The following is a 26410-nucleotide window of genomic DNA, read 5'->3' as shown; positions in this document are numbered from 1 at the left end:
AAAAAACAGCAGGCCGGGAGATAGCTCCCGGCCTGTCGCATCCTGGAGCCGGCGCCGTTCGGGGGATCCGACACCGGCCCGCGAAAGCCTCGGGGCGAGAGGCTTCAGGAAGCTGGGTTGATGGCGATCGCGACGAAGCGCGTGCCCTCGCCATTCTTGACGCGCAGCAGAACCGCCTTGCGGCCGTCCTTCTTGGCGTCGGCCAGGATGGATTTGACCTCCGCCGGCTGGTTCACCGCATGTCCGCCGGCCTCGAGGATCACGTCGCCGACGCGCAGGCCTTTCTGAGCGGCCGCGCCCTCGGGATCGATGTCGGCGACCACCACGCCCTCGCCGCCCGCGCCCTGGACGGAAGCGGCCGGAGCGAGCTTGAGGCCAAGGCTGGCGAGAGAGCTATTTTCCGCGCCAGCGGCGCCGTTGGCGCGCGCTTCCTTTTCCTCCGGCAAAGAGCCGAGCTTGACCGCGACGGTCTTCTCCGACCCATTGTGCCAATACATCAGATCGGCCTTCTTGCCCGGACCAAGCGCCGCGATCTTGCGTGCGAGATCGCGCGGTCCGTCGATCCGCTCGCCATCGACGCCGAGGATAACGTCGCCCGATTTGATGCCCGCCGCCGTCGCCGGCGAATTGGACTGGGCTTCCGCGACCAAGGCGCCTTTGTTCGACTTAAGACCGAGGCTATCGGCGATTTCCGGGGTGACAGGCTGAATTTTCACGCCGATCCAACCGCGATCGACCGCGCCCTTGTCCTTCAAGGCGGTCACGACGCTTTGCACCGTGTCGGCCGGAATGGCGAAGCCAATGCCGACGCTTCCGCCCGAAGGCGAGAAGATCGCGGTGTTGACGCCGACCACTTGGCCCAAGCCGTTGAAGGTCGGGCCGCCGGAATTGCCGCGATTGACCGGGGCGTCGATCTGAAGGAAGTCGTCATAAGGCCCAGCGCCGATGTCGCGTCCGCGCGCTGAGACGATGCCCGCCGTCACGGTGCCGCCGAGGCCGAAGGGGTTGCCGACTGCGATCACCCACTCCCCGACGCGAGGCGTCGCCGTGGCGAAATCGACATGCGGATAGGCTGCGCCATCCTTGATCTTCAAGAGCGCGAGATCGGTCTTCTTGTCGGTGCCGACGACCGTGGCCGGCACCGTCTTGCCGTCGTCCATGGTCAAGGACACCTCGGTCGCGTGGTCGACGACATGGTTGTTCGTCACCACATAGCCGTCCGAGGAGATGATGAATCCCGAGCCCTGGGCCTGCGAGACATGCGGCTTATTGTTATGACGTCCAAAGGGCGAGCCTTCCTCGCCGCCGAACCTTTTGAAGAAGCGCTCGAGCGGATCGCCCGGCGCGAATTGCGGCATTTCCTGCTCTTCCTCTGCGTCCGCGGTCTCCGTGATCTTCACCTTGACCGAGACGACGGCGCCGCGCACGCGGTCGACGACATCGGCGAAGGAGGCCGGATTGGCTGCGACATCGCCCGTCGTCGCGGCGAAAGCGGCGGTCGGCGCGATCCCATTAACGAGGCCGGCCGTCAAGGCGACGGTCGCCGCGGCGCCCAAGAGCGCGGCCCGAAGATTGCGCTTCTTCTCAGACCGATGAAACGAGACATTACCCATTGCTTGCAATCTCCTTGAAGTAAGTCCTGCGCTGGCAAAGCTGCGGCGGCGACGCCGCGCTGACCGTCCTAAGATGGGGGAGCAGAGCTTACTTCGCCATTTCGGCGGGATGAAACTTCGGTAAGAATCGGCGCGCCGAAATGGACCCGCGCGGATCGGCGCGCGCCATTCTGAACGGCGTCAGGGCTTTTGGAGCGAGCTTCTGTTAGAGAGAGCTCCAGCCAATTCGGCGCTCAATGATGAGAACCCGCCCGAGGAGCGCCGACCACGTTCATGATTTCGGATCGCTGCGATCCGAAATCATCGCGATCTAGAACCCGCCGTTTCCGGGCGCCGGCGGATAGGAGCGGTCCTGCGGCTGGGCCCGCGCGGGCGGCGGAATGAGGCCCGGCGGCGGGCCGACCTCGATCGGTCCGCGATTTTGCCTCGGCGTCGATGCGGCGCGGTCGAGCCCCGGCGCGCCGGCCCCTTGATCGTCGACGGGTTGCGCCCGACGCTGCCGCTGCGGCTTCTGCGCCGGGGGCTTGGCGTTTTCGGGCGGCGGAGGCGGCGCGGCGGGCTCCGCCTCGCTCGTCTCCGGCGAAGTCACGGTTTCGCCGCCGCCTTTGCAGCCGGTCAGCCAAATGTCATAGATCGGATGCTCGATGCCGTGCAGGCCGGGGCTCGAGGCGAACATCCAGCCGGAAAAGATCCGCTTATATTGGTTGGCCGCGTCGACCTCGTCGACCTCGATGAAGGTCGTCGTCTGAGGGGTCTCGGTCGCCGGCCGCGTGTAGCAGACGCGCTCCGTGATCTGCAGGGAGCCGAATTGCACGGTCTCGTCGGTCGCAACCTCGAAGGCGATGATGCGACCGGTAATCTTGTCGAGGCCGGTGAAGACCGCGATCGGATGTTTGATCTTATCGGCCAGCGCCGCGTTCGAGACGAGCGAAATCGAAAGCGCGACGCCGCCTGCATAGATCAACCGCGCCAAAGAGCCTCGCATCGCACATTCCGTCATGGCAAATCCAGCCGCCAATCTGAGCCTCGAATCGGTGAGGACCCTCTGCGGCCGGGCCCGCCCCCGCCGAGCCGCTTCCCATAAGGCGCATGAAAGTCCGGCCGGAATGCGGCTCCCTCGTCCGCCTCCCGGAATAGGGCTGCGCCGCGCGGCGCCCTAACCCCGGCGTCGCTCGAGATCAGCCCTCCGGCGTCCAGGCGTCGTAATCGCCGGTCGCCTTCGGCCGCGCGCTGGCGCGAAGGGTCGAGCCCGGCGGCCGCCAAGCCTCGGGCGTGCCGGTCAAATTGGGCAGATGCGGCAATTCCCAGGCGCGCGGGGCGTAAGTTTCCTGCGTCGGCGGAACATCGACCGTATGATGGAGCCAACCGTACCAGCCGGGCGGCGTCAAGGAGCCTTCGCTCTCGCCCGCATAAATCACCCAGCGCCGCTCGAAGCCGAGGGCGGCGTCGGGCTTGCGCGTGCGATAATAGCGATTGCCGAACTGGTCCTTGCCGACGAACTTGCCATAGAGCCTTGTATGGACCCAGGTGTTCAGCGTCTGGCTGTTCCACCAGGTGAAAATCCAAAAAATCCGTTTCAGGAGCTTCATGCGCTTTCGACCCAATTCCCGATGATCCCGAGGCGCGAAACCCGAAGCGTAATTCGGCTCTTGGCGCGCGCGGCGCGCCTTGGCGCGCATCTCGTCTCGTCTGGCATTTGCAGCCGGAAATAGCAACTGCGCCCATGCGGTCCGGTCAACCCCAGATGGCCACGCGGAGCCCCGTCGCATCGACCTCGGCCTCCGGCTCTGGCGGGAAAGCGCGCGCCCCCTCGCGCAAGATGCGCGCCCCGCTCCAGGCGCAAGCACAGGCGTCGTAAAAATCGTCCTCCGCGGCGCTGCGTGGGGGCTTTTCCTTCAGAAAATCCAGGGCGAAGCCCTGCCGCGCCAAAAGCGCCTTGCGCTGCTCCATGCCGCTTTTGTTGATGCGGCCCTTGATCTTTTTTGGCGCGAGCGGGGTCCCGCCATTCATCAGGGCGAAGGAGACCTCCGGATGAGTCTCGAACACCTGACCCCGCAGGGCGTGGTCCTGCTGGAGCAGGCCGTCGATCTCTCGAATCCGGGGAAAAATCGAAAACGCCTGTATTGAGAACGCTTTCTGCCCTTCCGACGTCTCGCGCGCGACTTCGCAAGCTTGTGGATAAGCCTGTGTAAAAACCGCCCGCCGCGACGGAACCGAAAAGACCGAGGCGCCACGGCTCATCAGAAAAACCTTGGCCTCCCGGTCTGCCGCCCGACCGCCGCGCCCAGTTCGCTCGGGCAAGCCGATCGGCATATCGACGGCGATGGTCGCCCCCGGCGCGAAGGTTTTCAGCAAGCACTTGAAATATTTAAAAACCTTGGCCTGCGCCGCGCCGAGATCTCCGGCCGCAAAAGAAACTGCGATCCAGCCGCCTTTGCAGCCGTCCACGCCAATGATGGAACCAGCTCCGCCATCACCGGCAATTTCCAGATTATTTACCATTATGCCACTATATATAGATGACTCTAGTTATCAACAGGCTAGATTATGATGTGGACAAGAGGTCCGGCGGAGCCCCAATTTTCGTTCCGACGATAGCCGAGGACCTCGCTTACGAGTCAAAGTGCAACTCGAAACAGCGATCGCGGCCCGAGCCGGAGCCGGATCGCATTATTTCCAGGGGACACGACCATGCGGATCGAGCGGCGCTACACCAAACCCAATCAGTCCCCCTATGCCGAGATCGAGTTCCGCCTGGGCAAGAGCGAGATCCGCAACCCGGACGGCTCGATCGTCTTCTCGCTGGAGGGCGTCGAGGTGCCGGCCGCCTGGAGCCAGGTCGCGACCGATGTCCTCGCCCAAAAATATTTCCGCAAGGCCGGGGTCCCCGCCCGGCTCAAGCGAATCGAGGAAAACGCTACCCCCTCGTTCCTCTGGCGCGGCGCGCCCGACGAGGCGGCGCTCGCGCTTCTGCCGCGCGCCGAGCGCGAGAAGGGCGAGACCTCGGCCAAACAGGTCTTCGATCGCCTCGCCGGCGCCTGGACCTATTGGGGCTGGAAGGGCAAATATTTCGACGCCGAGGCCGACGCCCAGGCCTTTTTTGACGAATTGCGCTACATGCTCGCGCGCCAGATCGCCGCGCCCAATTCGCCGCAATGGTTCAACACCGGGCTGCATTGGGCCTATGGCATCGATGGCCCAAGCCAGGGCCATTATTACGTCGACCACGAGACCAAGAAGCTCGTGAAGTCGAAGACCGCCTATGAGCATCCCCAGCCGCACGCCTGCTTCATCCAATCTGTCGCCGACGATCTCGTGAACGACGGCGGGATCATGGACCTTTGGGTGCGCGAGGCCCGGCTCTTCAAATATGGCTCGGGCACGGGCTCGAATTTCTCGAAGCTGCGCGGCGAGAACGAGAAGCTTTCGGGCGGCGGCAAATCCTCCGGCCTCATGTCCTTCCTGAAGATCGGCGATCGCGCCGCCGGCGCGATCAAATCCGGCGGCACCACGCGCCGCGCCGCCAAGATGGTGATCGTCGACGCCGACCACCCGGACGTCGAGGATTTCATCGATTGGAAGGTGCGGGAGGAGCAGAAGGTCGCCGCCCTCGTCGCCGGCTCCAAGGCCCTGAAAAAGGCGATGAAGGCGATTCTCCGCGCCTGCGTCAATTGCGACGGGCCGGGCGATGATTGCTTCAACCCGGAGAAGAACCCAGCGCTGAAGAAGGAGATCAAGCTCGCGCGCCGCGCCTTCGTTCCCGACGCCACGATCAAGAAGATCATCCAGCTCGCGCGCCAGGGCCATGTGAATATCGAGTTCGAGACCTTCACCACCGATTGGGATTCGGAGGCCTATCTCACTGTCTCGGGCCAGAACTCGAACAATACCGTGCGCCTCGACGACGCCTTTTTGCGCGCCGTTGAAGAGGACGCCGATTGGACCCTGACGCGCCGCCTCGACGGCAAGGCGCATAAGGTCATGAAGGCCCGCGAGCTCTGGGAGAAGATCGCCCACGCCGCCTGGGCCTCGGCCGATCCCGGCCTGCAATATCACACGACGATCAACGATTGGCACACCTGCCCGGCCGCCGGGCCGATCGTCGCCTCGAACCCCTGCTCCGAATATATGTTCTTGGACGACACGGCCTGCAATTTAGCCTCGCTCAACCTGCTTCAGTTCCGCGACCCTGCGACAGGCGCGATCGACGTCGACTCCTATGAGCACGCCGTGCGGCTATGGACCGTCGTGCTCGAGATCTCTGTGATGATGGCGCAATTTCCGGCCAAGGAAATCGCGCGCCTCTCCTACGACTACCGCACGCTCGGGCTCGGCTACGCCAATGTGGGCGGGCTCCTGATGTCCTCCGGCATCGCCTATGACAGCGACGCGGGCCGCGCGATTTGCGGCGCCTTTTCGGCGATCCTCACCGGCGTCGCCTATGCGACCTCGGCCGAGATGGCGCGCGAGCTCGGCCCCTTCGACTGCTATAAGGACAATGCGGACGCCATGTTGCGCGTGATGCGCAACCATCGCCGCGCCGCGCTCGGCGAGGCCTTCGGCTATGAGGCGCTCGCGACCGCGCCTGTCCCGCTCGACCACGCCTCCTTGCAACATGTTCCGCTTTTCGCGGCGCTCGGCGATCACGCCAAAACCGCCTGGGAGCGGGCGGTGGACGAGGGCGAGCGCCACGGCTATCGCAATGCGCAAGTGAGCGTCGTCGCGCCGACCGGCACGATCGGCCTCGTCATGGATTGCGACACGACCGGCATCGAGCCGGATTTCGCTCTGGTGAAATTCAAGAAGCTCGCCGGCGGCGGCTATTTCAAGATCATCAACCGCGCCGTCCCCGACGCCTTGCGCGCGCTGGGCTATCCCGAGGCCGAAATCGGCGAAATGATCACCTATGCCGTGGGCTCGGCCTCGCTGCGCCAGGCGCCTTTCGTCAATCACGCGAGCCTTCTCGGCAAGGGCTTCACGCCGGAAAAGCTCGCCGAATTGGAGGATAAGCTCGAGACCGCCTTCGACATTAAATTCGTCTTCAACAAATGGACGCTCGGCGCGGAATTTCTGACCAACGCGTTGAAGGTTCCGGCGGACAAGCTGGAGGATCCGACTTTCGATCTGTTGGCCTTCCTGGGCTTCACCCGCGCCGAGATCGAGGCGGCCAATATCCACGTCTGCGGCGCGATGACGCTCGAAGGCGCGCCTTACTTGAAGCCCGAGCATGAGGCTGTGTTCGATTGCGCGAGCCCCTGCGGGCGCACGGGCAAGCGCTATCTTTCGGTCGAGAGCCATATTCGCATGATGGCGGCGGCGCAGCCCTTCATCTCGGGCGCGATCTCCAAAACGATCAACATGCCCAACGACGCCTCGATCGAGGATTGCAAATCGGCCTATCTGTTGTCCTGGCGGCTCGGGCTCAAGGCCAATGCGCTCTACCGCGACGGCTCGAAGCTCTCGCAGCCCTTGCAGAGCCAGCTCATTCAGGACGACGACGAGGAGGCCGAGGAAGCGGTCGAGGTGCTCGTCGCCTCCAACGCCCCGGCGCGCGCCGCCGCCGTCGCCGAAAAAATCGTCGAGCGCATCGTCGAGCGGATTGAGCGCACGCGCGAGCGCGAGCGCCTGCCCGATCGTCGCAAGGGCTACACGCAAAAGGCTGTTGTCGGCGGCCACAAGGTCTATTTGCGCACCGGCGAATATGTCGACGGCCGCCTCGGCGAGATCTTCATCGACATGCACAAGGAAGGCGCGGCCTTCCGCTCCTTGATGAATAATTTCGCCATCGCGATCTCGGTCGGCCTGCAATATGGCGTGCCGCTCGAAGAATATGTCGACGCCTTCACCTTCACCCGCTTCGAGCCCGCTGGTCTCGTGCAAGGCAATGACGCGATCAAGAACGCGACCTCGATCCTCGACTATGTGTTCCGCGAGCTGGCGATCTCCTATCTCGGCCGCAACGATCTCGCCCATATCGATCCGTCCGACATCGGCCATGACGTGCTCGGCAAGGGCGAGGACCAAAGCCGTCCGCCGCAGGGCGCGCCGACCGGTCCGGCCAAATTTGTCTCGCGCGGCTTCGTGCGCAACAAGGCCGACAAGCTGATGCTGGTGCAAGGCGGCGCGCAGGCGGGGGCGCAAGCGGCCACGGCCTTGAAGAATGATCTGGAAATGGAAGTCGAGGCCGAGCTCGGCCAACTCGATTGGGCGACGCCCGCCGAACGCTCGGCCATCGCCGAAAAGCGCAGCCAAGCGCGGATGAAAGGCTACACCGGCGAGGCCTGTGGGGAGTGCGGGAATTTCACGCTCGTGCGCAACGGGACGTGCTTGAAGTGTGACACGTGTGGCGGCACTACGGGGTGTAGTTGAGATTAGATCGGCAGTTCCCTAATCGGATAGAACTGCTTCAAGTGAAGCATTTTTGTCCGACTGTGGGCAGGAAGCTTACAAAGCTACATACACTAATTGACTTGGGATGAGTGAGACTGCGTCCTATATCAGTAATATCTGACAATTGATGCTTCGTTGCCGCAGCGCGGCACGTGACGCGCGATCAACGGGAGCGGGTAACAACACAGAGGAAGTTTCCCGATGGAAATACTTGCGGAAACAAGCGACGAACTCGATCTTCGGCAGGAAAACGCCCAACTGCGTGCAAGTCTAGACGAAGCGATCGGCTTGCTTACGAAGCAAGCAAGAGATGGTGACGATGCCGCTAAACACGCGTTAGTCGACATTGAACGAATTGCGACCGAGCCGTTTCCAAACCACAAGAACGCCATCGAAGACCTTCTTTACGTACGAGACAATCTGCGGCGCCGTAGGAAAGTCCTTGACCGCAATCGAACCGGTCAACCTCATGTTTGACTGCGCAAGCAAAGACGCCCCTGCTACAGGTGAAAGTGGCGCAATGCAACTACCGCCCGATGGCGAAAGAACGAAGCCAAGAACAAACTCATGCGCCTTCTTCGACGATGATTTCGCCGCGCTAATTTTGCTGCACGACTTCGAGAAAGCCCGCTGGCCCATATGAGCGTGGTCCCCTAGCTGAGATTGAGGAACGCGAATTGGCAGCTGCAACATGGCGCGTGATTACGGGTGAATGGGGCACTAGCCGAGAGCAACACTCGAGAGCACTTGATACTCAAGAGAACGCACTTCGCTTGGCCTGCGACTACATCCGCAACCGAGAGCGCGTCCTACGCATCGAAAGCGATTGCGGACAAAAAATGACGCTCGAAGAAATCGAGCGATGGTGCAAAGAGCATCCTTCAGAGTAGACCACTATCCGCGATGTCCCCAATGACGCCTTACTAAAACTTACAGGTTAGCAACGTGGTCAGTTGCTCGGCCCTTTCGATTTCTGTCTGGTTTCATATCAAGCTCTCGTCGGGATCAACTTCCGGATCTGGTGATGACGTTGCAGAATGATTGACTTCTCAGCAACAGAGCGAGCCGCCCCGGCCACACCACACCATTCATCGCACGGCTGACCCGAGCGCGTCTGGATTTTGAAGTCAAGGACGGCCCAAGGGGCCGCCGCCGTAGGCGGTCTATGATCCTTGAGTTCAAAATCCAGACGCGCTTTTCCGCCGCCATGCGATGAACGAATTTTTATGCGCGCGCGCCGCGCCGGCGACGGCGCCTTGCAAGGCAAGCTCTCGCGCTTCGACACGGGCGCTTCGCGCCCTCCTCAGCAGAAGGGCTTTGGGCAGCGGATCAGACGGCGCATGAGCCGCCTTGCTTCCAGCTCCAGCCCCTTGCCCTGAGGAGCGTCCGCAGGATCCGTCTTCTAGGGCGAGGTTTGTTTCTGGGCTTTGCCTTACCGCGCCTCGATGCGCGGGCGCCAGGACAGGTCCTCGGACCAGAGATAGATTGAGATCGCGGTCAGAAACATCGCCGCTCCAAACCAAAACAAAGGCGAATGATGCACGCGCCGCTCAGACCGGTCCGCCGGCGTCGGCGCGTCGCCATGATGATGTCTATTGGTCACGTCCCCTCCTCGATCTTCCCTTGGAGGCGGCCGCGCGGACCGGCGCCAATTGACTACTGGTATCGTTCAATGCTCGCGCCGAGCTTGCTGCTTTCAAGAGCGTTTGGCAATGGCGCTTTCCCGCGGGGAGGCTTTCAAAAAAAACGCGCGGGCTTTCCCTTCGCCATGGTCCACTTTTGAGATTTGCGCGTTTCCCGGAAAGGGGCGGCTGTCGCCATGGCTCTTGATGGGAGTAAGCTCCGATGCAGGATAAGGTCATTGTCGTGACGGGTGGGTTCGGCGTGCTCGGGCGCGCCGTGGGAGACGCAGCCCTCGCCGCCGGGGCCTCCGTCGCGCTCATCGGCCATGGCGAGGCGAACTCGGCCCTCGAGCATGATCGCCTGTTGCAAATCGGCGGGGTCGATCTCGCCGATCTGGCGCAGACACGGCAGGCTTTGGACGCCGTTTCCGCGCGCTTCGGCCATATCGATGGGCTCGCCAATATCGCCGGCGGCTTTCGTTGGCAGACGCTCGAGGGCGGCGACCTCGGCATTTGGACCGAGATGTTTCGCATGAACCTCCTGACCGCCGCGACGGCGACGGCGGCGGCCCTGCCCTATCTGCGAGAAACGCGCGGCGCGATCGTCAATGTCGCCGCTGCCCCGGCAAAGAACGCCAAGGCGGGGATGGCGCCTTATGCCGCCTCCAAGGCCGGCGTGCTGCGCCTGACCGAAGGCGCCGCGGACGAATTGAAGGAGGCCGGCGTGCGGGTGAACGCCATATTGCCCACGATCATCGACACGCCGCGCAATCGCAGCGACATGCCGAAGGCGGATTTCAGCAAATGGGTGACGCCGGATCAAATCGCGCAATCGATTCTTTTTCTTTTGTCCGACGAGGCTTCGGGCGTCACCGGCGCCGAGCTCTTGGTCGCCGGCAGATCCTGAGCCAGCGTGGCCTCCAAGCCACACCCGCGCTGTCCGCGCAATAACCGCATAGCTTTGAATTTAAGGGAGAAACGGCCGCCGCGCGGGGCGCTGACCGATCATCGAGGCGCGGCATTTCCCTTGCTCGGCGCGCATGAACATGGCATAAAAGCAGAACTCTTCATTCTGAGCGGCAGAGGCCCAAGATGACCCCCAGCAAGGCGATCCGTCGCCCCTTCCTTGCGGCCCTTTTCATCGCCGCCCTCGGCGGCGGAGCCGCGCCGGGCGTCGCGAGCGCCAATTCGTTGGGAACCGTGGACGGCATGCCTTTCTGGGGCCACCCCTATCCCTATGGCTATGTTTATCATCGCCCGCCGATCGAGTGCTACGACATCCGGCAGGTCGAGACGCCTTACGGGCCGATGATCCAGGAAACTTGGATTTGCGATCAACCCGTCTCGGCGCGATACTGAGCCGCGAGATTTTCAGAGCATATTTTTAGCTGGGCGCGGGATGTCCGGCTTGCCTGGATTTGAGGCGAATGACGCTCGGGCTGGAGGCAGTCCTGCCCCGACCGCGTTGACGGATAAAGTTTAAACAGATTAAGTTGAATGGCTTAAGCATAGCTGGCCGCCGGCTGCTGCGTGTCGGCAAAAAATTTGCTATGCGGCCAATCGGGAAGCAACGAACAAGGAATGTCGCCGGACTGATCTCGCAATCGCGGGATCAGGCGGAGGCCGTTGTTTGCGCGCGACGCTGCGTCCCTCTCGCATGGATTAGCGCCGCAAGCCTGCGCCAAGTTGATTGGAGCGATCCATGAGCGGCGGCGCGGCTCCATTTGGCGGAACGACTCCTTTCGACCGGATGACGCGCGGTCCCAAAAAATCGATCGGCATTCTTCAGGATTTAGGACCCGAATCGGCTGGAAGATACGACGCGGAGTGGCGCCGATCCTTCGAAAGGCCCGCTATGTCAGGACAAATTTTTGCCCTATGAGGCAGGCAATTATGAATGTAACTCAGCGAAGCGTAACTATATTTGCGCCTCCTTCGTGCCGTTTGTCACGCCGCATTGGTTGATCCGCGCGATAAATATATTAGACGTAGTAATCTCTGCGATCTAACCTATATATTGCGCCCCGGGCCCCAAGGCCAAAGTTTTTGCGCGCTTCCGTCGCTCCGGCGCGCAAGTGAAATCGAGTTGTCGCCAAAGGCGTATACGCGTTGGGGCGCACATGGTATTCGAAACGAGATTTTCCGTCGGAAGACAGTGAGTTGACCAAGATGCTGCAGATCAACAAGCGACCTCCGGCCTCCGACCGCGAGTCGGATTCAGGCTCGCCGGTCGTCAAGGCCCTTCACGGCGCCGTCCGAGTCGTTCGTCGGCAGCTTCCGATCATCGCCGTGATCATGGTCTGCAGTCTGGCGCTCGCTCTGCTTTATCTCTTTACGACGCCGCCGAAATTCACCGCGATCGGGACGATGATCATCGATACGCGCAAGGTGCAGGTGCTGCAGCAGCAATCGGTCTTGGGCGAAGTTCAGATTGACGCCTCGACGGTGCAAACCCAAGTCGAGGTGCTGAAATCCGACAATATCGGCCTGGCGGTCATTCGTAAGCTCCACTTGACCCAGGATCCGGAATTCGTCGGCCCCGGCAAGGGGCTGATCAGCACGCTCATGCGTTTGATTCCCGGACTTTCCGGCCCTGAAGAGCCAAAATCGGAATTCGAGCTCGAGCAGACGGCCCTGCTCCACTTCAATGACTCCCGCACGGTCAGCCGACAGGGCTTGACCTATGTGATCGACGTCGGCTTCACGTCGCTCGATCCTGAGAAATCCGCCAATATCGCCAACTCGATCGTCGACGCCTATATCGAGGAACAGCTCGACGCCAAATATCAGGCCGCCAAACGCGCCGGCGTCTGGCTGATGGAGCGCATCAAGGAGCTTCGCGCCCAGGCGACGGCGGCCGAGCGCGCCGTCGCCGATTTCAAGGACAAGAACAATATCGTTGACACGGGCGGCGTCGGCGGCAAGCTGGTGAACGAACAGCAGCTCACCGAGGTCAACAGCCAGCTCATACTCGCCACAGCCGCCGCCGCCGAAGCCAAGGCGCGCGTCGACCGGATCAAGGCGGTCATGAAGCAAGATGTCCCCGACGCTTCGGTGACGGACGCCTTGCATAGCGAAGTCATCACCAAGCTGCGCCAGCAATTTCTCGACTTCTCGCAGCGCGAAGCCATTTTGTCCCAGAAATATGGCGCGAACCACCTTGCGGTGATCGGCTTGCGCACGCAGCTGCAAGAACTCAAGCGCAGCATCGACGATGAAATGCGCAAAATCGCCGGCAGCTACGAGAGCGATTACGAAATCGCGCGCACGAGGGAACGCGCGCTCAAGGAAAGTTTGGCCAATGCGGTCATGGAAACGCAGACCTCTGGTCAGGCGCAAGTTCAGCTGCGCGAGCTGAAAAGCAACGCCGACAGCGCGCGCACGCTCTATGATAATTTTCTTCAGCGCTACATGGAGGCGGTTCAGCAGCAGGACGCGATCCCGATCAGCGAAACCCGTCTGATCAGCCCGGCGATCCGCCCGCTGAAGAAAAGCTCGCCTAAGGGCCTCATCACCTTGATCCTGGCGCTCTTCGGCGGCGGCGCGCTCAGCTTCGCCGTCGCCTATTTCCGCGAAGCCTCGGACGGCGTGCTGCGCACGACCGACCAAGTCGAGGACATCCTTCACGTCAATTGCTTGGCGATGGTCCCCTTGCTGAAGCTCGCTACGCCTCCGCAGTCTCCGGACTCGAGCGGATCTCAAGCGGGCTCTTCCATTCCGGCCCCGCTCCGGCGCGGCGCCGGCGAGCCTCCTGTCGCACAACGCCAAGACAGGCAGCGCGCCGCCAAAGACGGATCAGATCGGGCCGATCAAGGCTCAGGTCAAGGCGAGTCGACAGTCCATAATCAAAAGCCGGCTGGAAGCCGCGATTTCCTTCACTATGTCGTCGCCGCGCCGTTTTCACGCTACGCCGAGGCTATTCGCTCCGTGAAGATCGCCGCCGACCTCAGCGGCGTCCTGAAATCGCATAAGGTCATCGGCTTGACCTCGACTTTGCCAAACGAAGGCAAGTCCACCATCGCCGCCAATCTGGCGCATTTGATCGCCGACGCCGGCGGCAAGGCGATCTTGGTCGACGCCGATCTCCGCAGCCCGTCGCTTTCGCATTGGCTGGCGCCCAATGCGCAAGGCTTGATCGATGTCGTCATCGGCAATGTGCCGCTCACCGGGGCGATCACGACTCTTCCAGAAAGCCGATTGCATTTCCTGCCTGCCGGCGCGACCGCGAAGCTTCCTCACACCAATGAGATTTTGGCGTCCGCCGCAATGAAATCCGTCATCGACGCGCTGCGCTCGGCCTATGATTACATCATTGTCGATTTGTCCCCGGTCGCGCCGATCGTGGACGTGCGCACGACCGGCCATATCATCGACACCTATGTCTATGTGATCGAATGGGGGCAGACGAAAATCGACGTCGTCGAGCGCGGCCTATCGGATGTTCAGCCGATCTATGATCGTTTGCTCGGCGTCGTCTTGAACAAGGTCGATACGGCGGCGCAAAACCGCTATGAGAGCTATCACGGCAATCATTATCACCGGAAATACTATTCCAAATACGGCTATGTCGAATAGGCGCGCCGGCCTAAAGCTTGATCGGCGCAGCCCCCCGATCGGCCCGCTAAAGCGGCCGTACGGAGCAGAATGGGCTCCGGCTTTTCACGGAAAATCCCGCTCTCGCTTTCAAATCTCGATCACAATTCATGGTTTTGGATGTCTCCATCCAAAACCATCGTGATGTCGAGCTTTCCGACCGCCGAATTCTTTACGGTCGATATTAGATACCGCTCACGCGCGCAAACGCTCGACTATGGCCCTTCAGGAAGGCAGTTTTCCCTCCGGGGTCAGTTTATCGACCGCGGTCGGAAGCAGTTCCGATAATTTCTTCGCCAATTCCTCAGGCGGAATGCCGACTTTCGCGGCGAGATTCTTGACCAGGTCTGAACCCAGAACACTTTGCAATTGCTCCGGCGCGATCGGCAAGTTGTCGCCGGTTGAGATCCAAGATTGGATCGTCCCGGCCAGGCCCTTTTCCTGGAACTGCTTGACCAGGCCCTCTATTCCACCTTGCTTTTCAATGAGCTCATTCGCGGCCGTCACTAAAGCGGCGCCGACCGTTCCTCCGAGAAGTCCATCCAGAAGACCCATGCCAAACTCCTTCAAATCTAAATCGTATGAAAAATGCCCAACTCGAAAGAAGCCGGGCAGGCATGCGCGCCTAAGGTCTAAAACCCAAAGCGCGCCGACAAACGCCCGATAACCGCAGCAGCCCAGAGCCAGGTGCGGTCTCGATTCGCGTAACTAACGCAGCGCAAAAAGAATGGTTTCTATCGGGCCAGACGCCCGCCGCGCCGCGTCGTAGTCAAGAGATTCAACCGGACTGAGCCAGGTAGGCCCTTTAACGCGCCATCAAATGCCTTCCGATAGCGCCCCAACAATAGCGAAACCAAGCTTGAAGGCAAGCTGCGGCGCTCGTCGATCGACCCATCAATGCAGCGAGGGCCGCTCAAATGACGTGGGGCCTTGGCGCATTTGGCCGGCGGCCCGCCGTTGCGGCGCCGTGCGCTCCGGCGCCGATGTCTCGCTGAACAATTCGGCGAGCTTTTCGGTCATTACGCCGCCGAGTTCCTCGGCGTCGACGATGGTCACCGCGCGGCGGTAATAACGCGTCACGTCATGGCCGATCCCGATGGCGATCAGCTCAACCGGGGAACGCGTCTCGATCTCCTCGATCATGAAACGCAAATGCTTCTCGAGATAATTGCCGGGATTGACCGAGAGCGTCGAATCGTCGACCGGCGCGCCGTCGGAGATCATCATCAAAATGCGCCTCTGCTCAGGCCGCGCGAGCAGGCGCCGATGCGCCCATTCGAGCGCTTCGCCATCGATGTTTTCCTTGAGCAGGCCTTCACGCATCATCAGCCCAAGATGCTTGCGCGCCCGCCGCCAAGGCGCGTCCGCCGACTTGTAAATAATATGGCGTAGATCGTTGAGGCGGCCCGGGCTCGCAGGCTTGTTCGCCTGCAGCCAAGCCTCCCGCGACTGGCCGCCTTTCCAGGCCCGGGTCGTGAAGCCCAGGATCTCCACCTTAACGCCGCAGCGCTCGAGCGTCCGCGCGAGAATATCGGCGCAGGTGGCGGCGACAGTGATCGGACGCCCGCGCATCGAGCCGGAATTATCGATGAGCAGAGTCACGACCGTATCGCGAAAATCCGTATCCTTCTCGCGCTTGAAGGAGAGCGGCTGTTGCGGATCGACGACGACGCGCGGCAATCGCGCGGGGTCGAGCATCCCCTCCTCAAGATCGAATTCCCAGGAACGGCTCTGCTGCGCCATCAGCCGACGCTGAAGTCGATTGGCGAGCCGCGAAACGATCGAGGAAAGATTATTCAACTGCTTGTCGAGATAGGCGCGCAGCCGCTCGAGTTCTTCGGCGTCGCACAGATCCTCGGCCGCAATGATCTCGTCGAATTTCTTGGTGAAAGCCTTATATTCGGAGCCGCGAGTCTCAACTCGGCCGGAGGCCGGAGGCCGGCGCGGATCGCCCGCCTGTTCGGAATCGGAGAAATCCGCCTCGTCGTCGAATTCGCCCGTAGGCGCATCCTCCGCGTCGGCTTCATGATCCTCCATCGCCTCTGTCGCGGCGTCCGACGCCTCAACCTGCCGCGCCTCGCCACCGTCCTCGTCGGATCCCTCCTCCGAGACGTCGGCATCGCCCTCGTCGGGCGCGTCGGTGCTGCTTTCCTCTTCGTCCGGCTGGCTTTCGAGACTTCCCTCCTCGATCACTTCGAGCGCGGTCAAGACCTTGTGCAGCGCCAAAGCGAAGCCGCGCTGATCCTCGATCGACGCGCCGAGGCGATCGAGATCGGCGCCGGCCCTCTCCTCGACCCAAGGACGCCAGAGATCGACGATCCTCTGCGCATTCTTGGGCGGCTTCAGCCCCGTCAACCGCTCGCGCACGATCATCGCGAGCGCATCCTCGAGCGGCGCGTCGGCGCGAGCCGCGACGTCCGCATAGCGGGCGCGCTGAAATCGGTCGTCCAGCATGGCGTCGAGATTGGCGGCCACGCCTTGCATCCGGAGCGAACCGATCGCCTCGACCCGCGCCTGCTCGACCGTGTCGAAGACCGCCCGCGCGGAGGCGGCGGGCGGCGTGAGCCGGCGGTGGACATCGACATTGTGACAGGTCAGGCGGAGCGCCATCGAATCGGCGTGACCGCGCAAGATGGCCGCTTCGCGCGCATCGAGCTTGCGGGCAGGCTCCGGCAGGCGCGCCTTAGCGCCCGCGGCCGACTGGACGAGGCTCGGCTTTTCCGCGGCGTAGGCGACTTCGAGCTGAGGCATGCGCGCGAGCGCCCGCATGCACCCGGCGACCGCGCGCTTGAACGGCTCCTGCGGCGCATCGGCTTTCGAGGGCGGCTTCTGGTTCGAGCTCGACACGGCGACTCCAATAGAGGGTCGGCGCCCTCAGCTCATCACGACATTGACCGCGCTCTCCGGCAGCTCCTTGCCAAAGCAGCGTTGATAGAATTCGGCGACCAAAGTGCGCTCCAGCTCATCGCATTTATTGAGGAAGGTCAGCCGGAAGGCGAAGCCGACGTCGCTGAAGATCTCGGCGTTCTCGGCCCAGGTGATCACCGTGCGCGGGCTCATGACGGTCGAAAGATCGCCGGCGACGAAGGCGTTTCGCGTGAGGTCGGCGACCCGAACCATCTTGTTGATCGTGTCGCGCCCTTCCTTGCTCTCCTTGAAGCGCTTCACCTTCGCCAGCACGATCTCGACTTCCTTGTCATGCGGCAGATAATTCAGGGTGGCGACGATCGACCAGCGGTCCATCTGACCCTGATTGATCTGCTGGGTGCCATGATAAAGCCCGGAGGTGTCGCCGAGACCGATCGTATTGGTGGTCGAGAACAAGCGGAAGGCGGGATGCGGCCGGATCACCCGGCTTTGGTCGAGCAGCGTGAGGCGGCCCGACACTTCGAGGACGCGCTGGATCACGAACATCACGTCCGGCCGGCCGGCGTCATATTCGTCGAAGCAGAGCGCAATGTTGTTTTGCAAGGCCCAGGGCAAGATGCCATCGCGGAACTCAGTGACCTGCTTGCCGTCCTTGAGGACGATGGCGTCCTTGCCGACGAGATCGACCCGCGAGACATGGCTGTCGAGATTGATCCGCACGCAAGGCCAGTTAAGGCGGGCGGCCACCTGCTCGATATGAGTCGATTTGCCGGTGCCGTGATAGCCGGTGACCATCACCCGGCGATTCTTGGCGAAGCCGGCGAGAATGGCGAGCGTGGTGTCGCGATCGAAAAGATAATCCGGATCGAGATCAGGCACATGAGGGTCGGTTGTGGAATAGGCCGGCGCCTCCATGTCGGTGTCTATGCCGAAGACCTGGCGCACCGAAATCTTCATATCGGGCAAGCCTGCCTTGGCGGCGCTTTCATCGATCGCTACACTTTGCATACATCCTCCGCGCCCGTAGGCTCGGTTCAGGGGGTCATCAGCGGACCGGGAGTGAAATCGGCGACGAGCCTCAGACGGGCTTGACCGATTTGAGAAAATTATAGGCGCGGATGATCTCGCGCAGCCTGTCCTCGTTCGTCCGATCGCCGCTATTGGCGTCCGGATGGAGGCGCTTCACGAGGTCCTTGAAACGAGCCTTGATCGCAGCCGCATCCGCCGTGTCGTCGAGCCCGAGCTGGTCTAGGGCCTTCAAGGCGGCGAGGCCATAACGGGGTTTCTTCGGCTCAACGCAAGAATTGCGCCGAGATTTCGCGCGGACCGTCCCGAAGGCGTCGCCGGAGACCGCCCCCTCGTCGCCTTCCTCGCGGAAATTCTTGTCGCCGCGCTTGACGCCCATTGACCATGTCGGACGATGCCCAATGACGGCGTCGCGCTGATAAAGCGCCACCGCCTCGGGCGTCATCCCATTGAAATAATTATAAGACGCATTGTATTCGCGGACATGGTCGAGGCAAAAGCAAAAATATTGCCCCTCCCGCAACCGGCCCATAGGGGCGCGAAACTCACCCGGCTCGGTGCAGGCCGGGTGGTCACAGCGCGCTTGCTGGGGGCGCGAAGCTTGCTTCTGTTCGGGCTTGACCCGGATGCGATCGAAGATGCGAGAGTTCAAATTCATGACGGCGACATTATGGATTTCTTTGCCGCCGCCGCAAGCGCATCGAAGCCGCAAAAAAATATATCCGCTTCAGCCAGCGGCTTTAGCCGGAAGACATAATCCATCGTGATAGAATGAAAGTTTTAGCAGGCGCGGAGGTCCCGGCCGTCTTGCAGGATCTCCATCCGCGATCCAATCGGGTCGCGCAGGCGACAATCGGAGGAAAGTGACATGAGCGAATACAGCGACGGCGTCGTCGGGGACCAGATTAAGGCCAAGCTCGAAGCGGCTTTGGCGCCCCTTTCGATCGAGGTCATCGACGAGTCGCATAAGCACGCCGGCCACGCCCATGCGGTGATGCGTCCCGGCACGGCGACGGGATCCGGCGGAACGCATTTTCAAGTGAAAGTGGTGTCGGAGGCTTTCAAGGGCAAGAGCCGCGTCGATCGCCATCGAACCATCAACACCCTGCTCCAGCAGGAACTCGCGGCCGGAGTCCACGCCCTCTCGATCGACGCGCGGGCGCCTGGCGAGTAAGCGAACCGTTATTCCAACGTTCTTCGGTCGAGCTTTGGTCCAAAAACTGCTTAGCGCACGACGAGGCGTCCTCGCTCGACCGGCGAGGCGCTCGAGCGCGCCAGAGAGAGGATGGACCGACAATGGCGGAAGGCAAAATAGTCGCGTCGGCGATTCCGCAGCTGTCGCCCGAGCGGCTCGAAGCTCTGCGGGCAGAGCTGCTGCAATATCTCTTCAAAACCGGCGCGCCACCCGACCATTCGGTCCCGGCGGCGAAGATCGAGGCGGAACTCGGCCTCACGCGAGACGAAATCCGGGCGGTTCATAATTATATCTTGACGCAAGGCCTCGTGGCAGAGCGCGCGCGCATGGGGCATATCGGCTTGAGCACGCCGGGGCTCATCGCCGCGAAGGCCTTGATCGATCCAGACCCGGAAGACGATTGAAACGCCCCGTCTGGCCCGAGTTTGTCCAGCGGGGCGTGGCCCGAAGCGCTCTGGGGAAGCGCCTCGGCTTTGGACGCCCTTAAAGCCCCCGAGCCAAAATTAGGCGAGATCGAAGCGGTCGGCGTTCATCACTTTGGTCCAAGCCGCCACGAAATCCTTCACGAACTTCTCCTTCGAGTCTGCGCAGGCATAGACCTCCGCGAAAGCGCGGAGCTGCGAATGCGAACCGAAGATCAGGTCGACGCCCGTGGCGGACCATTTGAATGCCTCCGTTTTGCGGTCGCGGCCCAAATACACGCCGTCAGCCCCAGCGGCCGGCTCCCATCGCGTGCTCATGTCGAGTAGATTTACGAAAAAGTCATTCGTCAAAGTTCCCGGCTTGTCGGTGAAGACTCCATGCTCGGCGCCCCCCACATTGGCGCCGAGAACGCGCAGGCCGCCGACGAGGACGGTCATTTCGGGGCCGGTCAGCCTCAGCAATTGAGCCCGATCTATCAGAGCCTCCTCCGGCCCCAAGAACTGCCTCTCGCGGCCGATGTAGTTGCGGAAACCGTCGGCGCGCGGCTCGATCGGCACGAAGGAAGCGACGTCGGTTTGCTCCTGCGAAGCGTCCATGCGTCCCGGCGCGAAGGGGACCTCGATTTCGACGCCGGCGTCCTTTGCCGCCTTTTCAATCGCCGCCGAGCCGCCGAGAACGATCAGGTCCGCGAGCGAAACCGTCTTGCCGTACTCCTTCTGGATCGTCTCGAGCTTCTGAAGCACCCCCGCGAGCAGCTGCGGCTGGTTGACCTCCCAGTCCTTCTGAGGCGCGAGACGGATGCGCGCGCCATTCGCTCCGCCACGCTTGTCGGAGCCGCGGAAGGTCGACGCCGACGCCCAGGCGACCGACACGAGTTCGGACACCGACAGGCCGGAGGCGCGAATCTTTTCCTTCAACGCCGAAATGTCCTGCGCGCCAATCAGCGGATGGTTCACCGCGGGAATCGGGTCCTGCCAGATCAAGTTTTCCTTCGGCGCCAGCGGGCCGAGATAGCGCGCGATCGGTCCCATATCGCGGTGTGTGAGCTTGAACCATGCCCGGGCGAAGGCGTCCGCGAATTGGTCTGGATGCTCATAGAACCGCCGCGAGATTTCCGCGTAGGCCGGATCGAACCGCAGCGACAGGTCGGTAGTGAGCATAGTCGGCACATGCTTCTTCGACTCATCGAAGGCGTCCGGGATCGTGGCTTCCGCGTTTTTGGCCCGCCACTGCTTCGCCCCTGCCGGACTCTCGGTCAGCTCCCACTCGTTCTCGAAAAGGTTCTTGAAAAAGAGGTTGCTCCATTTCGTCGGCGTCTGCGTCCAAGTGACTTCCGGGCCGCCGGTGATGGCGTCGGCTCCAAAGCCCGAGCCGTGCTTGCTTTTCCAACCGAGGCCTTGATCCTCGACGGGGCCGCTTTCCGGAGCTGGTCCAACCAGCGAGGGATCGCCGGCGCCGTGGGTCTTGCCGAAAGAATGACCGCCTGCGATTAGCGCAACGGTCTCTTCGTCGTTCATCGCCATGCGAAAGAACGTCTCACGGATGTCTTTGGCCGCCGCGATCGGGTCCGGATTGCCGTTCGGCCCTTCGGGATTTACATAGATCAGGCCCATCTGCACCGCGCCGAGAGGCTCCGCGAGCTGGCGGTCGCCGCTGTAGCGTTCGTCGCCCAACCACGTGCTCTCGGGTCCCCAGTACAATTCCTCGGGCTCCCAAACGTCGGCACGGCCGCCGGCGAAGCCGAAGGTTTTGAAGCCCATCGACTCGAGCGCGACATTGCCGGCCAGAATCATCAGATCACCCCAAGAGATTTTTCGTCCGTATTTTTGCTTGATCGGCCACAGCAGACGCCGGGCTTTGTCGAGATTCGCATTGTCCGGCCAACTGTTCAGCGGCGCGAAGCGCTGCTGGCCCGCGCCAGCGCCTCCGCGACCGTCGGCGATGCGGTAGGTGCCCGCGCTATGCCACGCCATACGGATCATCAAGCCGCCATAGTGGCCGAAGTCGGCGGGCCACCACTCCTGCGAATCCGTCATGAAGGCATGCAAGTCTTTGATCACAGCATCGAGATCGAGAGTCTCGAACTCCTTTGCGTAGTCGAACGCCGCGCCCATTGGATCGGACAAAGCGGAGTTCCGGTGGAGAACCGAAACGTCCAGCGCGTCCGGCCACCAGTCACGATTCGTAGGTCCGCGCGAACCGCCGGTGAAAGGACACTTGCCCGCGCTCTTGTCGTCGGTCTTGGCATCCATGGCCGGTTTCTCCGCTTATGTTGGAATTGACCCAATTCAGGGACTCGGCAGGGCGGGCTCAAGGGGGATCTAGCCCAATCCAGGCCATGAATCCCTGACGCGCGGCCTTCCGATCGGATGGAATCGTCCAATCGACGAGCGCTCGCGCCAGACCGATAAGTCCGGTGCATGTTCTCATGAGACGTCCGATAGTTCCGACGTCTAAATATCGAAATGGCGATCAATTTTTTGGGACATGCCCTGAAGCGCCGTCGCGGACATCCGTCCTGTGGCGTGATCGCAGCACTGTGGATCAGGAGAGAGGGCTGTTGGTCGGCGCGGCCCGTTGCGGCCTCTCGGTCCGCACGACAGCTTCGCACGCCTTTCATATCGGCGTAGCCGACGCTCTGCTTGCGGCCGGCGAGAACAAAGCCTCAAGGCGTTAACCGCCGCGGTTGCGCCAAAAAGTCGAGGCTTCGGCACATTGTAGCGGCGATCGAGCCGTTAGGCCGGGCGACCGCCGCACGGCCCAACGTCAAGCAATATCGAAACGAGTCTGGTCGCGTGAGGCATGGCGCGATCGCGCCATGCCAGAATGCTTTCGGCTCAGCTGAATTGCAGTCCGCCGAGCGCCCAGAGCGCGATGAAAATCGCGGCAAACAAAGCGACGACGCCGCCCAGGCCCTGAGAGCCATAAAAGCTGTGGCCGAAATAGGCAGCCCCGGCAAAGAGAGCCAAGATGACAAGAAGAATAACAATGCCCATGATTAGATTCCTCCCACATTTTTTTAAGCGTTGCCTCCAGTCCGCGCGCGGACTGGGCCGCGATGCGGGCTTGAGGATAACAATCAAGCCTGGAAATTGTTACAACGTTAAGAACAACACACGCCAATTTTAGAACAAACGCGGATCAAACCAAAATTGCTCAGCTCAAATCTGCTCTGAGTTTGCTCGGCGAAAGCGCACATTAGCGCGTATGCGAAAGGTCCCCTGCGTTCCAAAGGGCGCCTACACATGTAGACGTTTCGCGAAATGTTTCGCCCATGCTGAGACTGGGCCACCCATTCAATCGGTGTCCGTCGTGTAAGGCGGAGGCGCTGCTTGAGGTTTGGTCCGACCACGCCAAAAGACCCGCGAAACCAAATCGAGATAGGTCCGAATTCGGAATTTGATCCAGAGCAAGGCGCGTATCGGCGCCTTTTCCTATCGTCAATCCCTCGCGCGAGCGAGCCAGAACCACACGCCCAGGTTAAAGTCGCAGCGGCGAGAAGGACGAGCCTATCGCCGCGCCGGCGCCAATGCCGCGAGAGGGAGTCTCTAATGTTCGATTGGTTAAGGCGCATGATGAGGGGGCGCATCATAGACGACGTGCCCCCGGAGCTCGTCCAATGCGAATTTGGCTGCCGCGTCGCACAATGCGCCAATGGCAAATGGCTCACCTGTGAAAACAGGATCCAGGCCATGAATCAGGAACTCGCGGCCCTTCCATCCGAATCGCGCGTCGCTCCAGAGTCCCAGAGAGCCGCCGTCGCCGACAAGCTCGCTTGAGACGGCAATAGGCGCGTGTCGTCCTTCCGGACGGTCCACAATCAAAGAACGGCGGCGCCGTGCATTTGGCCGCCGATAGACCGGCGAAGGAGATATGGACAAGATTTTGCTAATATGATCGCTGCGCCGATTCAGCGCGGCGGAGATCAATTGAAATATGAAGGCGGAACCGGAGTTCGGCGGCGACGGGATCGGACATCGAGCGGTCTCATTTTCGAGCCGGAGCGGCGTCGCGCAGGATTCGACGCGCATCGTCATCCTGGTCTGGCTGAGCATTTCGCACGGGCTCCACGACCTGATCGCGTCCTTGGTGACGGCGGTCTACCCGCTTCTGAAGACGTCTTTCGCGCTCGATTTCGGCCAGATCGGCCTGATTACGCTCGCGGCCCAGCTCACCGCGTCGCTACTCCAACCCCTGGTTGGCCTTTATACCGACCGCAAGCCGTCTCCCTATTTTCTTCCCGTCGGCATGGGCTTCACCTTATGCGGACTCTTGCTGCTTTCGGCGGCGCCGAGTTTCATGGCGCTTGTCGCCGCCGCTTCACTCATCGGGATGGGATCGTCGGTCTTTCATCCTGAAGCCTCGCGCGTTGCGCGGGTCGCGTCGGGCGGAAGGCATGGCTTCGCGCAATCGCTCTTCCAGGTCGGCGGCGCCGGCGGAGCCGCGATCGGACCGCTCACCGCCGCCCTTATCGTCGCGCCGTTCGGACGCGGAAGCCTCGCCTGGTTCGCCATTGCGCCGCTCTGCTCGCTCGTGATCCTAACCTTGATCGGCCAATGGCATAAGGGCCGGATCGCGGCGCAGGCCATACCCAACCAGAAGACCAAACCAAATCAAACGGCCCGACGATCTGTCGCCGGGCCAATGCTGATCCTGCTGGCGCTGATCTTTTCAAAATATTTCTATCTGGCGGTTCTGAGCAATTACTACACGTTCTATCTGATCGATAAGTTTCAGATTCCAGTCCAGACTGCGCAGATCTTGCTCTTCGTCTTTCTCGGCGCATCGGCTTGTGGCACATTTCTCGGCGGCCCGATCGGGGACCGGTTCGGCCGTCGCGCCGTCATCCTCTTCTCGATCGTCGGGGCGCTGCCCTTCACTTTGGCCATGCCCTACGCGAATCTCTTTTTCACCGTTGTTTTGAGCATTGCGATCGGCCTGATCCTGTCCTCGGCCTTCGCCGCGATCCTCGTCTATGCGACCGAGCTGACGCCGGACCGAGTTGGAACAGTCGCAGGGCTTTTCTTCGGCTTAGCCTTCGGGACGAGCGCGCTCGGCGCCGCGGCGCTCGGCCATCTCGTCGACGTCACCAGCATCGGCTTTGTCTACCGGCTCTGCTCGATGCTTCCGGCGCTCGGCCTGCTCGCTTACTTCCTGCCGCGGCGAGCCGGGCCTTGATCTCACGGGAGGTAGACGTCATGCGCGGAGTCGACAAGGCCGCGGCTCGTGATGACGATCCAGCCTCCGCCGCGCCGCTCGATTGATTTGACCGTCCCCGCGCCCGGGATCGTCTCCCCTGGCGCGACCTCGAGCGAGCCGGTCGCGTTCTCCACCAAGGCGACGCCGTCATAGACCGCGCGGACCACCCAGCTCGTGATCAATTGCGGTCTCTTCGGCGGCGCTTCCCCGGAGCCGTCGAACCTTGCCGAACCAATGGGGTTTTGCGCGCGAGCGAACCCCGCCGTCTTCCCCTGCCCAGCCGCGACTGGAGGAGGAGCGCTGGGCGCAGGAGGCGCCGCCGTCTGCCGCTCGATGCGATCAAGACGGTCGACAACTTGCTGGAGCTTCGTCGCCGGCTCGCGCTGCAAATGGTCGACCTTGGCCGAAAGTTCGCCGATCGCCGAACTCGTCTCGCTTTTCACGGCGTCGAGCCTCGTCTTCAATCCGTCGAGACTTTTCTCGAGGGCGTGCTGATCCTTAGAGTTCTGGCCTTGCGCGATTGAGGCGCGCAAAGACTCGAAATTCGATTTCAGAGCGCGCATGTCCTCGCTCATTTTTTGCGTGGCGCGGCGCAGCTCTGCGGTCTCGGACGCCTCTCGCCGCGCGGCCTCCTGCATCGCCGCCTTGGGCGCCTCGTCCTGCGGCGGCGATCCAAGGAAATGCGAGCCCGCGGCCCAAGCGAAGCCCATCACGCAGAACGCCAGGGCCGCGTGCGAGCCGTGAGACATGACGAAGTCAAAGCCGGGACGAAAGCCTCGTCCGGCGCCTGCGTCGGCGCGCTCGAAAAAAGGCTCGAGATCAGAGAAGGAGTCAGTCGACCGGCGCAGATCCCTCGCCTCCCCGCCTGCCGCGATCATCTTTTCCCGTCGGCCGGGGCCGCGCGAACCGAGCGCGTCGGAATTTCCCCGCGGATCGGCGCCGTCGCCAGCCGGCTCGCCATGCGGATCCAGGTCGTCAGAGGAACGATCCATGCTGGCCCTCCTGAGGTAATAGAGACACTTCTATCTTTTTTCGTCTCCTCTCATTAATGCGCCCTTAACGGCTCATGCCCATCTGCGACACTCACCTCTACGCGCGCGACGGCAACTTCTCCGTCAATCAAGCGTTTTTGAACACAAATGTAAGGAGGCGGCCATGACCAAGGGATTTTGGATCGGATTTATTTTCCTAGCCGCCTTGGGGGCGACGAAGGCGCAAGCTCAGACCGGCGGATTCGATCGGAACGGCATGCCCCCGGCGTCGACCGAGACGGGCTTATTGAACGAAAAATATTTGACCCCGACCGGCGAGACGGTCCCGCATCCCGGCGAATCCCAAAGCGGAGGCGTGACGCCGCTCGAACGTTCCTTGGACAATCAAAACAACAAGATCGACGACAGCATCTGCTCGAACTGTGGGCGCACCGCCAAATAGGTCCTTGGGCCTGAGGCGCTGAGTTCGCCTGGCGAACGGCGCCGCCG

Annotated in this window: 22 protein-coding genes; 10 read left to right on the top strand and 12 right to left on the bottom strand. The window is 61.9% G+C overall.

Features of this window, described 5'->3' with window-relative positions:
* Positions 1–104: 104 nt before the first annotated feature.
* The 4 genes from METAC_RS0103635 to METAC_RS0103615 all read right to left on the bottom strand — a co-directional run bounded on the left by METAC_RS0103635 (position 105) and on the right by METAC_RS0103615 (position 4115).
* Positions 105–1613 (bottom strand): Do family serine endopeptidase, encoded by a 1509-nt coding sequence (locus METAC_RS0103635; protein ID WP_026605968.1) that lies wholly within the window; start codon positions 1611–1613, stop codon positions 105–107.
* 310 nt (positions 1614–1923) lie between these two features.
* The gene (locus METAC_RS0103625) at positions 1924–2598 is read right to left on the bottom strand and encodes a DUF2155 domain-containing protein (RefSeq protein ID WP_156898311.1); all 675 of its coding nucleotides are present in this window, start codon (positions 2596–2598) and stop codon (positions 1924–1926) included.
* Positions 2599–2791: 193 nt separating this feature from the next.
* Positions 2792–3202 (bottom strand): NADH:ubiquinone oxidoreductase subunit NDUFA12, encoded by a 411-nt coding sequence (locus METAC_RS0103620; RefSeq protein WP_036255944.1) that lies wholly within the window; start codon positions 3200–3202, stop codon positions 2792–2794.
* Positions 3203–3347: 145 nt separating this feature from the next.
* Complete coding sequence (locus tag METAC_RS0103615; RefSeq protein WP_051335361.1) at positions 3348–4115, bottom strand: DUF429 domain-containing protein; 768 nt, start codon at positions 4113–4115, stop codon at positions 3348–3350.
* A 189-nt stretch (positions 4116–4304) separates the two neighbouring features.
* On the opposite strand from METAC_RS0103615, the gene METAC_RS0103610 reads away from it, so the two are divergent.
* Positions 4305–7982 carry a vitamin B12-dependent ribonucleotide reductase gene (locus METAC_RS0103610; protein ID WP_026605964.1) on the top strand — a complete coding sequence of 1226 codons (3678 nt, stop codon included), beginning with the start codon at positions 4305–4307 and terminating at the stop codon, positions 7980–7982.
* A 222-nt stretch (positions 7983–8204) separates the two neighbouring features.
* Positions 8205–8480 carry a hypothetical protein gene (locus METAC_RS26300; RefSeq protein WP_156898098.1) on the top strand — a complete coding sequence of 92 codons (276 nt, stop codon included), beginning with the start codon at positions 8205–8207 and terminating at the stop codon, positions 8478–8480.
* A 955-nt stretch (positions 8481–9435) separates the two neighbouring features.
* Here the strand turns inward: METAC_RS26300 and METAC_RS26710 are convergent.
* Complete coding sequence (locus tag METAC_RS26710; RefSeq protein ID WP_198017161.1) at positions 9436–9606, bottom strand: hypothetical protein; 171 nt, start codon at positions 9604–9606, stop codon at positions 9436–9438.
* A 242-nt stretch (positions 9607–9848) separates the two neighbouring features.
* Here METAC_RS26710 and METAC_RS0103580 point away from each other — a divergent pair, with 242 nt between their 5' ends.
* From METAC_RS0103580 to METAC_RS27005, 3 genes are all read left to right on the top strand, one after another.
* Positions 9849–10532 carry an SDR family NAD(P)-dependent oxidoreductase gene (locus METAC_RS0103580; RefSeq protein WP_026605963.1) on the top strand — a complete coding sequence of 228 codons (684 nt, stop codon included), beginning with the start codon at positions 9849–9851 and terminating at the stop codon, positions 10530–10532.
* 185 nt (positions 10533–10717) lie between these two features.
* Positions 10718–10984, top strand: a complete 267-nt coding sequence (locus tag METAC_RS0103570) for a hypothetical protein (protein ID WP_026605962.1) — start codon at positions 10718–10720, stop codon at positions 10982–10984.
* A gap of 810 nt (positions 10985–11794) precedes the next feature.
* Positions 11795–14200, top strand: coding sequence for a polysaccharide biosynthesis tyrosine autokinase (locus tag METAC_RS27005; RefSeq protein WP_026605961.1), 2406 nt, complete (start codon positions 11795–11797; stop codon positions 14198–14200).
* 243 nt (positions 14201–14443) lie between these two features.
* Here the strand turns inward: METAC_RS27005 and METAC_RS22215 are convergent, their stop codons facing one another.
* From METAC_RS22215 to METAC_RS0103540, 4 genes are all read right to left on the bottom strand, one after another.
* Positions 14444–14773, bottom strand: coding sequence for a YidB family protein (locus tag METAC_RS22215; protein ID WP_036255942.1), 330 nt, complete (start codon positions 14771–14773; stop codon positions 14444–14446).
* 339 nt (positions 14774–15112) lie between these two features.
* Positions 15113–17065 carry a cobaltochelatase subunit CobT gene (cobT, locus tag METAC_RS22210; protein ID WP_051335360.1) on the bottom strand — a complete coding sequence of 651 codons (1953 nt, stop codon included), beginning with the start codon at positions 17063–17065 and terminating at the stop codon, positions 15113–15115.
* A gap of 27 nt (positions 17066–17092) precedes the next feature.
* Complete coding sequence (gene cobS, locus METAC_RS0103545; RefSeq protein WP_051335359.1) at positions 17093–18094, bottom strand: cobaltochelatase subunit CobS; 1002 nt, start codon at positions 18092–18094, stop codon at positions 17093–17095.
* Between the two features lie 70 nt (positions 18095–18164).
* Positions 18165–18770 carry a J domain-containing protein gene (locus METAC_RS0103540; RefSeq protein WP_026605959.1) on the bottom strand — a complete coding sequence of 202 codons (606 nt, stop codon included), beginning with the start codon at positions 18768–18770 and terminating at the stop codon, positions 18165–18167.
* Positions 18771–18980: 210 nt separating this feature from the next.
* On the opposite strand from METAC_RS0103540, the gene METAC_RS0103530 reads away from it, so the two are divergent.
* Entirely contained in the window at positions 18981–19286 is a 306-nt protein-coding gene (locus tag METAC_RS0103530; protein WP_026605958.1) for a BolA family protein, read from the top strand.
* Between the two features lie 122 nt (positions 19287–19408).
* Positions 19409–19711 carry a hypothetical protein gene (locus METAC_RS0103525; protein WP_026605957.1) on the top strand — a complete coding sequence of 101 codons (303 nt, stop codon included), beginning with the start codon at positions 19409–19411 and terminating at the stop codon, positions 19709–19711.
* 99 nt (positions 19712–19810) lie between these two features.
* Here the strand turns inward: METAC_RS0103525 and katG are convergent, their stop codons facing one another.
* Together katG and METAC_RS26280 are read right to left on the bottom strand one after the other, a co-directional pair.
* Positions 19811–21982, bottom strand: coding sequence for a catalase/peroxidase HPI (gene katG / locus METAC_RS0103520; RefSeq protein ID WP_026605956.1), 2172 nt, complete (start codon positions 21980–21982; stop codon positions 19811–19813).
* A gap of 585 nt (positions 21983–22567) precedes the next feature.
* The gene (locus tag METAC_RS26280) at positions 22568–22726 is read right to left on the bottom strand and encodes a DUF3309 domain-containing protein (protein WP_156898096.1); all 159 of its coding nucleotides are present in this window, start codon (positions 22724–22726) and stop codon (positions 22568–22570) included.
* Positions 22727–23281: 555 nt separating this feature from the next.
* Here METAC_RS26280 and METAC_RS26275 point away from each other — a divergent pair.
* Together METAC_RS26275 and METAC_RS0103500 are read left to right on the top strand one after the other, a co-directional pair.
* Positions 23282–23509 carry a hypothetical protein gene (locus tag METAC_RS26275; RefSeq protein ID WP_156898095.1) on the top strand — a complete coding sequence of 76 codons (228 nt, stop codon included), beginning with the start codon at positions 23282–23284 and terminating at the stop codon, positions 23507–23509.
* 157 nt (positions 23510–23666) lie between these two features.
* Positions 23667–24908, top strand: coding sequence for an MFS transporter (locus tag METAC_RS0103500; protein ID WP_051335358.1), 1242 nt, complete (start codon positions 23667–23669; stop codon positions 24906–24908).
* A 2-nt stretch (positions 24909–24910) separates the two neighbouring features.
* Here the strand turns inward: METAC_RS0103500 and METAC_RS25070 are convergent, their stop codons facing one another.
* Positions 24911–25921 (bottom strand): coiled-coil domain-containing protein, encoded by a 1011-nt coding sequence (locus tag METAC_RS25070; RefSeq protein WP_051335357.1) that lies wholly within the window; start codon positions 25919–25921, stop codon positions 24911–24913.
* A 163-nt stretch (positions 25922–26084) separates the two neighbouring features.
* On the opposite strand from METAC_RS25070, the gene METAC_RS0103490 reads away from it, so the two are divergent.
* Positions 26085–26363, top strand: coding sequence for a hypothetical protein (locus tag METAC_RS0103490; RefSeq protein WP_026605953.1), 279 nt, complete (start codon positions 26085–26087; stop codon positions 26361–26363).
* Positions 26364–26410: the final 47 nt, after the last annotated feature.

The sequence above is a fragment of the Methylocapsa acidiphila B2 genome (genome assembly GCF_000427445.1).
Classification (GTDB): domain Bacteria; phylum Pseudomonadota; class Alphaproteobacteria; order Rhizobiales; family Beijerinckiaceae; genus Methylocapsa; species Methylocapsa acidiphila.
The sequence above is the reverse complement of the archived record's forward strand: the minus strand, read 5'-3'. Positions and strand labels throughout refer to the sequence as shown.

Bases quoted from the DNA above. Each gene is read 5' to 3' on its own strand.
- METAC_RS0103635 (WP_026605968.1), bottom strand. From the start codon at position 1,613: ATGGGTAATGTCTCGTTTCATCGGTCTGAGAAGAAGCGCAATCTTCGG.
- METAC_RS0103625 (WP_156898311.1), bottom strand. From the start codon at position 2,598: ATGCGAGGCTCTTTGGCGCGGTTGATCTATGCAGGCGGCGTCGCGCTT.
- METAC_RS0103620 (WP_036255944.1), bottom strand. From the start codon at position 3,202: ATGAAGCTCCTGAAACGGATTTTTTGGATTTTCACCTGGTGGAACAGC.
- METAC_RS0103615 (WP_051335361.1), bottom strand. From the start codon at position 4,115: ATGGTAAATAATCTGGAAATTGCCGGTGATGGCGGAGCTGGTTCCATC.
- METAC_RS0103610 (WP_026605964.1), top strand. From the start codon at position 4,305: ATGCGGATCGAGCGGCGCTACACCAAACCCAATCAGTCCCCCTATGCC.
- METAC_RS26300 (WP_156898098.1), top strand. From the start codon at position 8,205: ATGGAAATACTTGCGGAAACAAGCGACGAACTCGATCTTCGGCAGGAA.
- METAC_RS0103580 (WP_026605963.1), top strand. From the start codon at position 9,849: ATGCAGGATAAGGTCATTGTCGTGACGGGTGGGTTCGGCGTGCTCGGG.
- METAC_RS0103570 (WP_026605962.1), top strand. From the start codon at position 10,718: ATGACCCCCAGCAAGGCGATCCGTCGCCCCTTCCTTGCGGCCCTTTTC.
- METAC_RS27005 (WP_026605961.1), top strand. From the start codon at position 11,795: ATGCTGCAGATCAACAAGCGACCTCCGGCCTCCGACCGCGAGTCGGAT.
- METAC_RS22215 (WP_036255942.1), bottom strand. From the start codon at position 14,773: ATGGGTCTTCTGGATGGACTTCTCGGAGGAACGGTCGGCGCCGCTTTA.
- cobS (WP_051335359.1), bottom strand. From the start codon at position 18,094: ATGCAAAGTGTAGCGATCGATGAAAGCGCCGCCAAGGCAGGCTTGCCC.
- METAC_RS0103540 (WP_026605959.1), bottom strand. From the start codon at position 18,770: ATGAATTTGAACTCTCGCATCTTCGATCGCATCCGGGTCAAGCCCGAA.
- METAC_RS0103530 (WP_026605958.1), top strand. From the start codon at position 18,981: ATGAGCGAATACAGCGACGGCGTCGTCGGGGACCAGATTAAGGCCAAG.
- METAC_RS0103525 (WP_026605957.1), top strand. From the start codon at position 19,409: ATGGCGGAAGGCAAAATAGTCGCGTCGGCGATTCCGCAGCTGTCGCCC.
- katG (WP_026605956.1), bottom strand. From the start codon at position 21,982: ATGGATGCCAAGACCGACGACAAGAGCGCGGGCAAGTGTCCTTTCACC.
- METAC_RS26280 (WP_156898096.1), bottom strand. From the start codon at position 22,726: ATGGGCATTGTTATTCTTCTTGTCATCTTGGCTCTCTTTGCCGGGGCT.
- METAC_RS26275 (WP_156898095.1), top strand. From the start codon at position 23,282: ATGTTCGATTGGTTAAGGCGCATGATGAGGGGGCGCATCATAGACGAC.
- METAC_RS0103500 (WP_051335358.1), top strand. From the start codon at position 23,667: ATGAAGGCGGAACCGGAGTTCGGCGGCGACGGGATCGGACATCGAGCG.
- METAC_RS25070 (WP_051335357.1), bottom strand. From the start codon at position 25,921: ATGGATCGTTCCTCTGACGACCTGGATCCGCATGGCGAGCCGGCTGGC.
- METAC_RS0103490 (WP_026605953.1), top strand. From the start codon at position 26,085: ATGACCAAGGGATTTTGGATCGGATTTATTTTCCTAGCCGCCTTGGGG.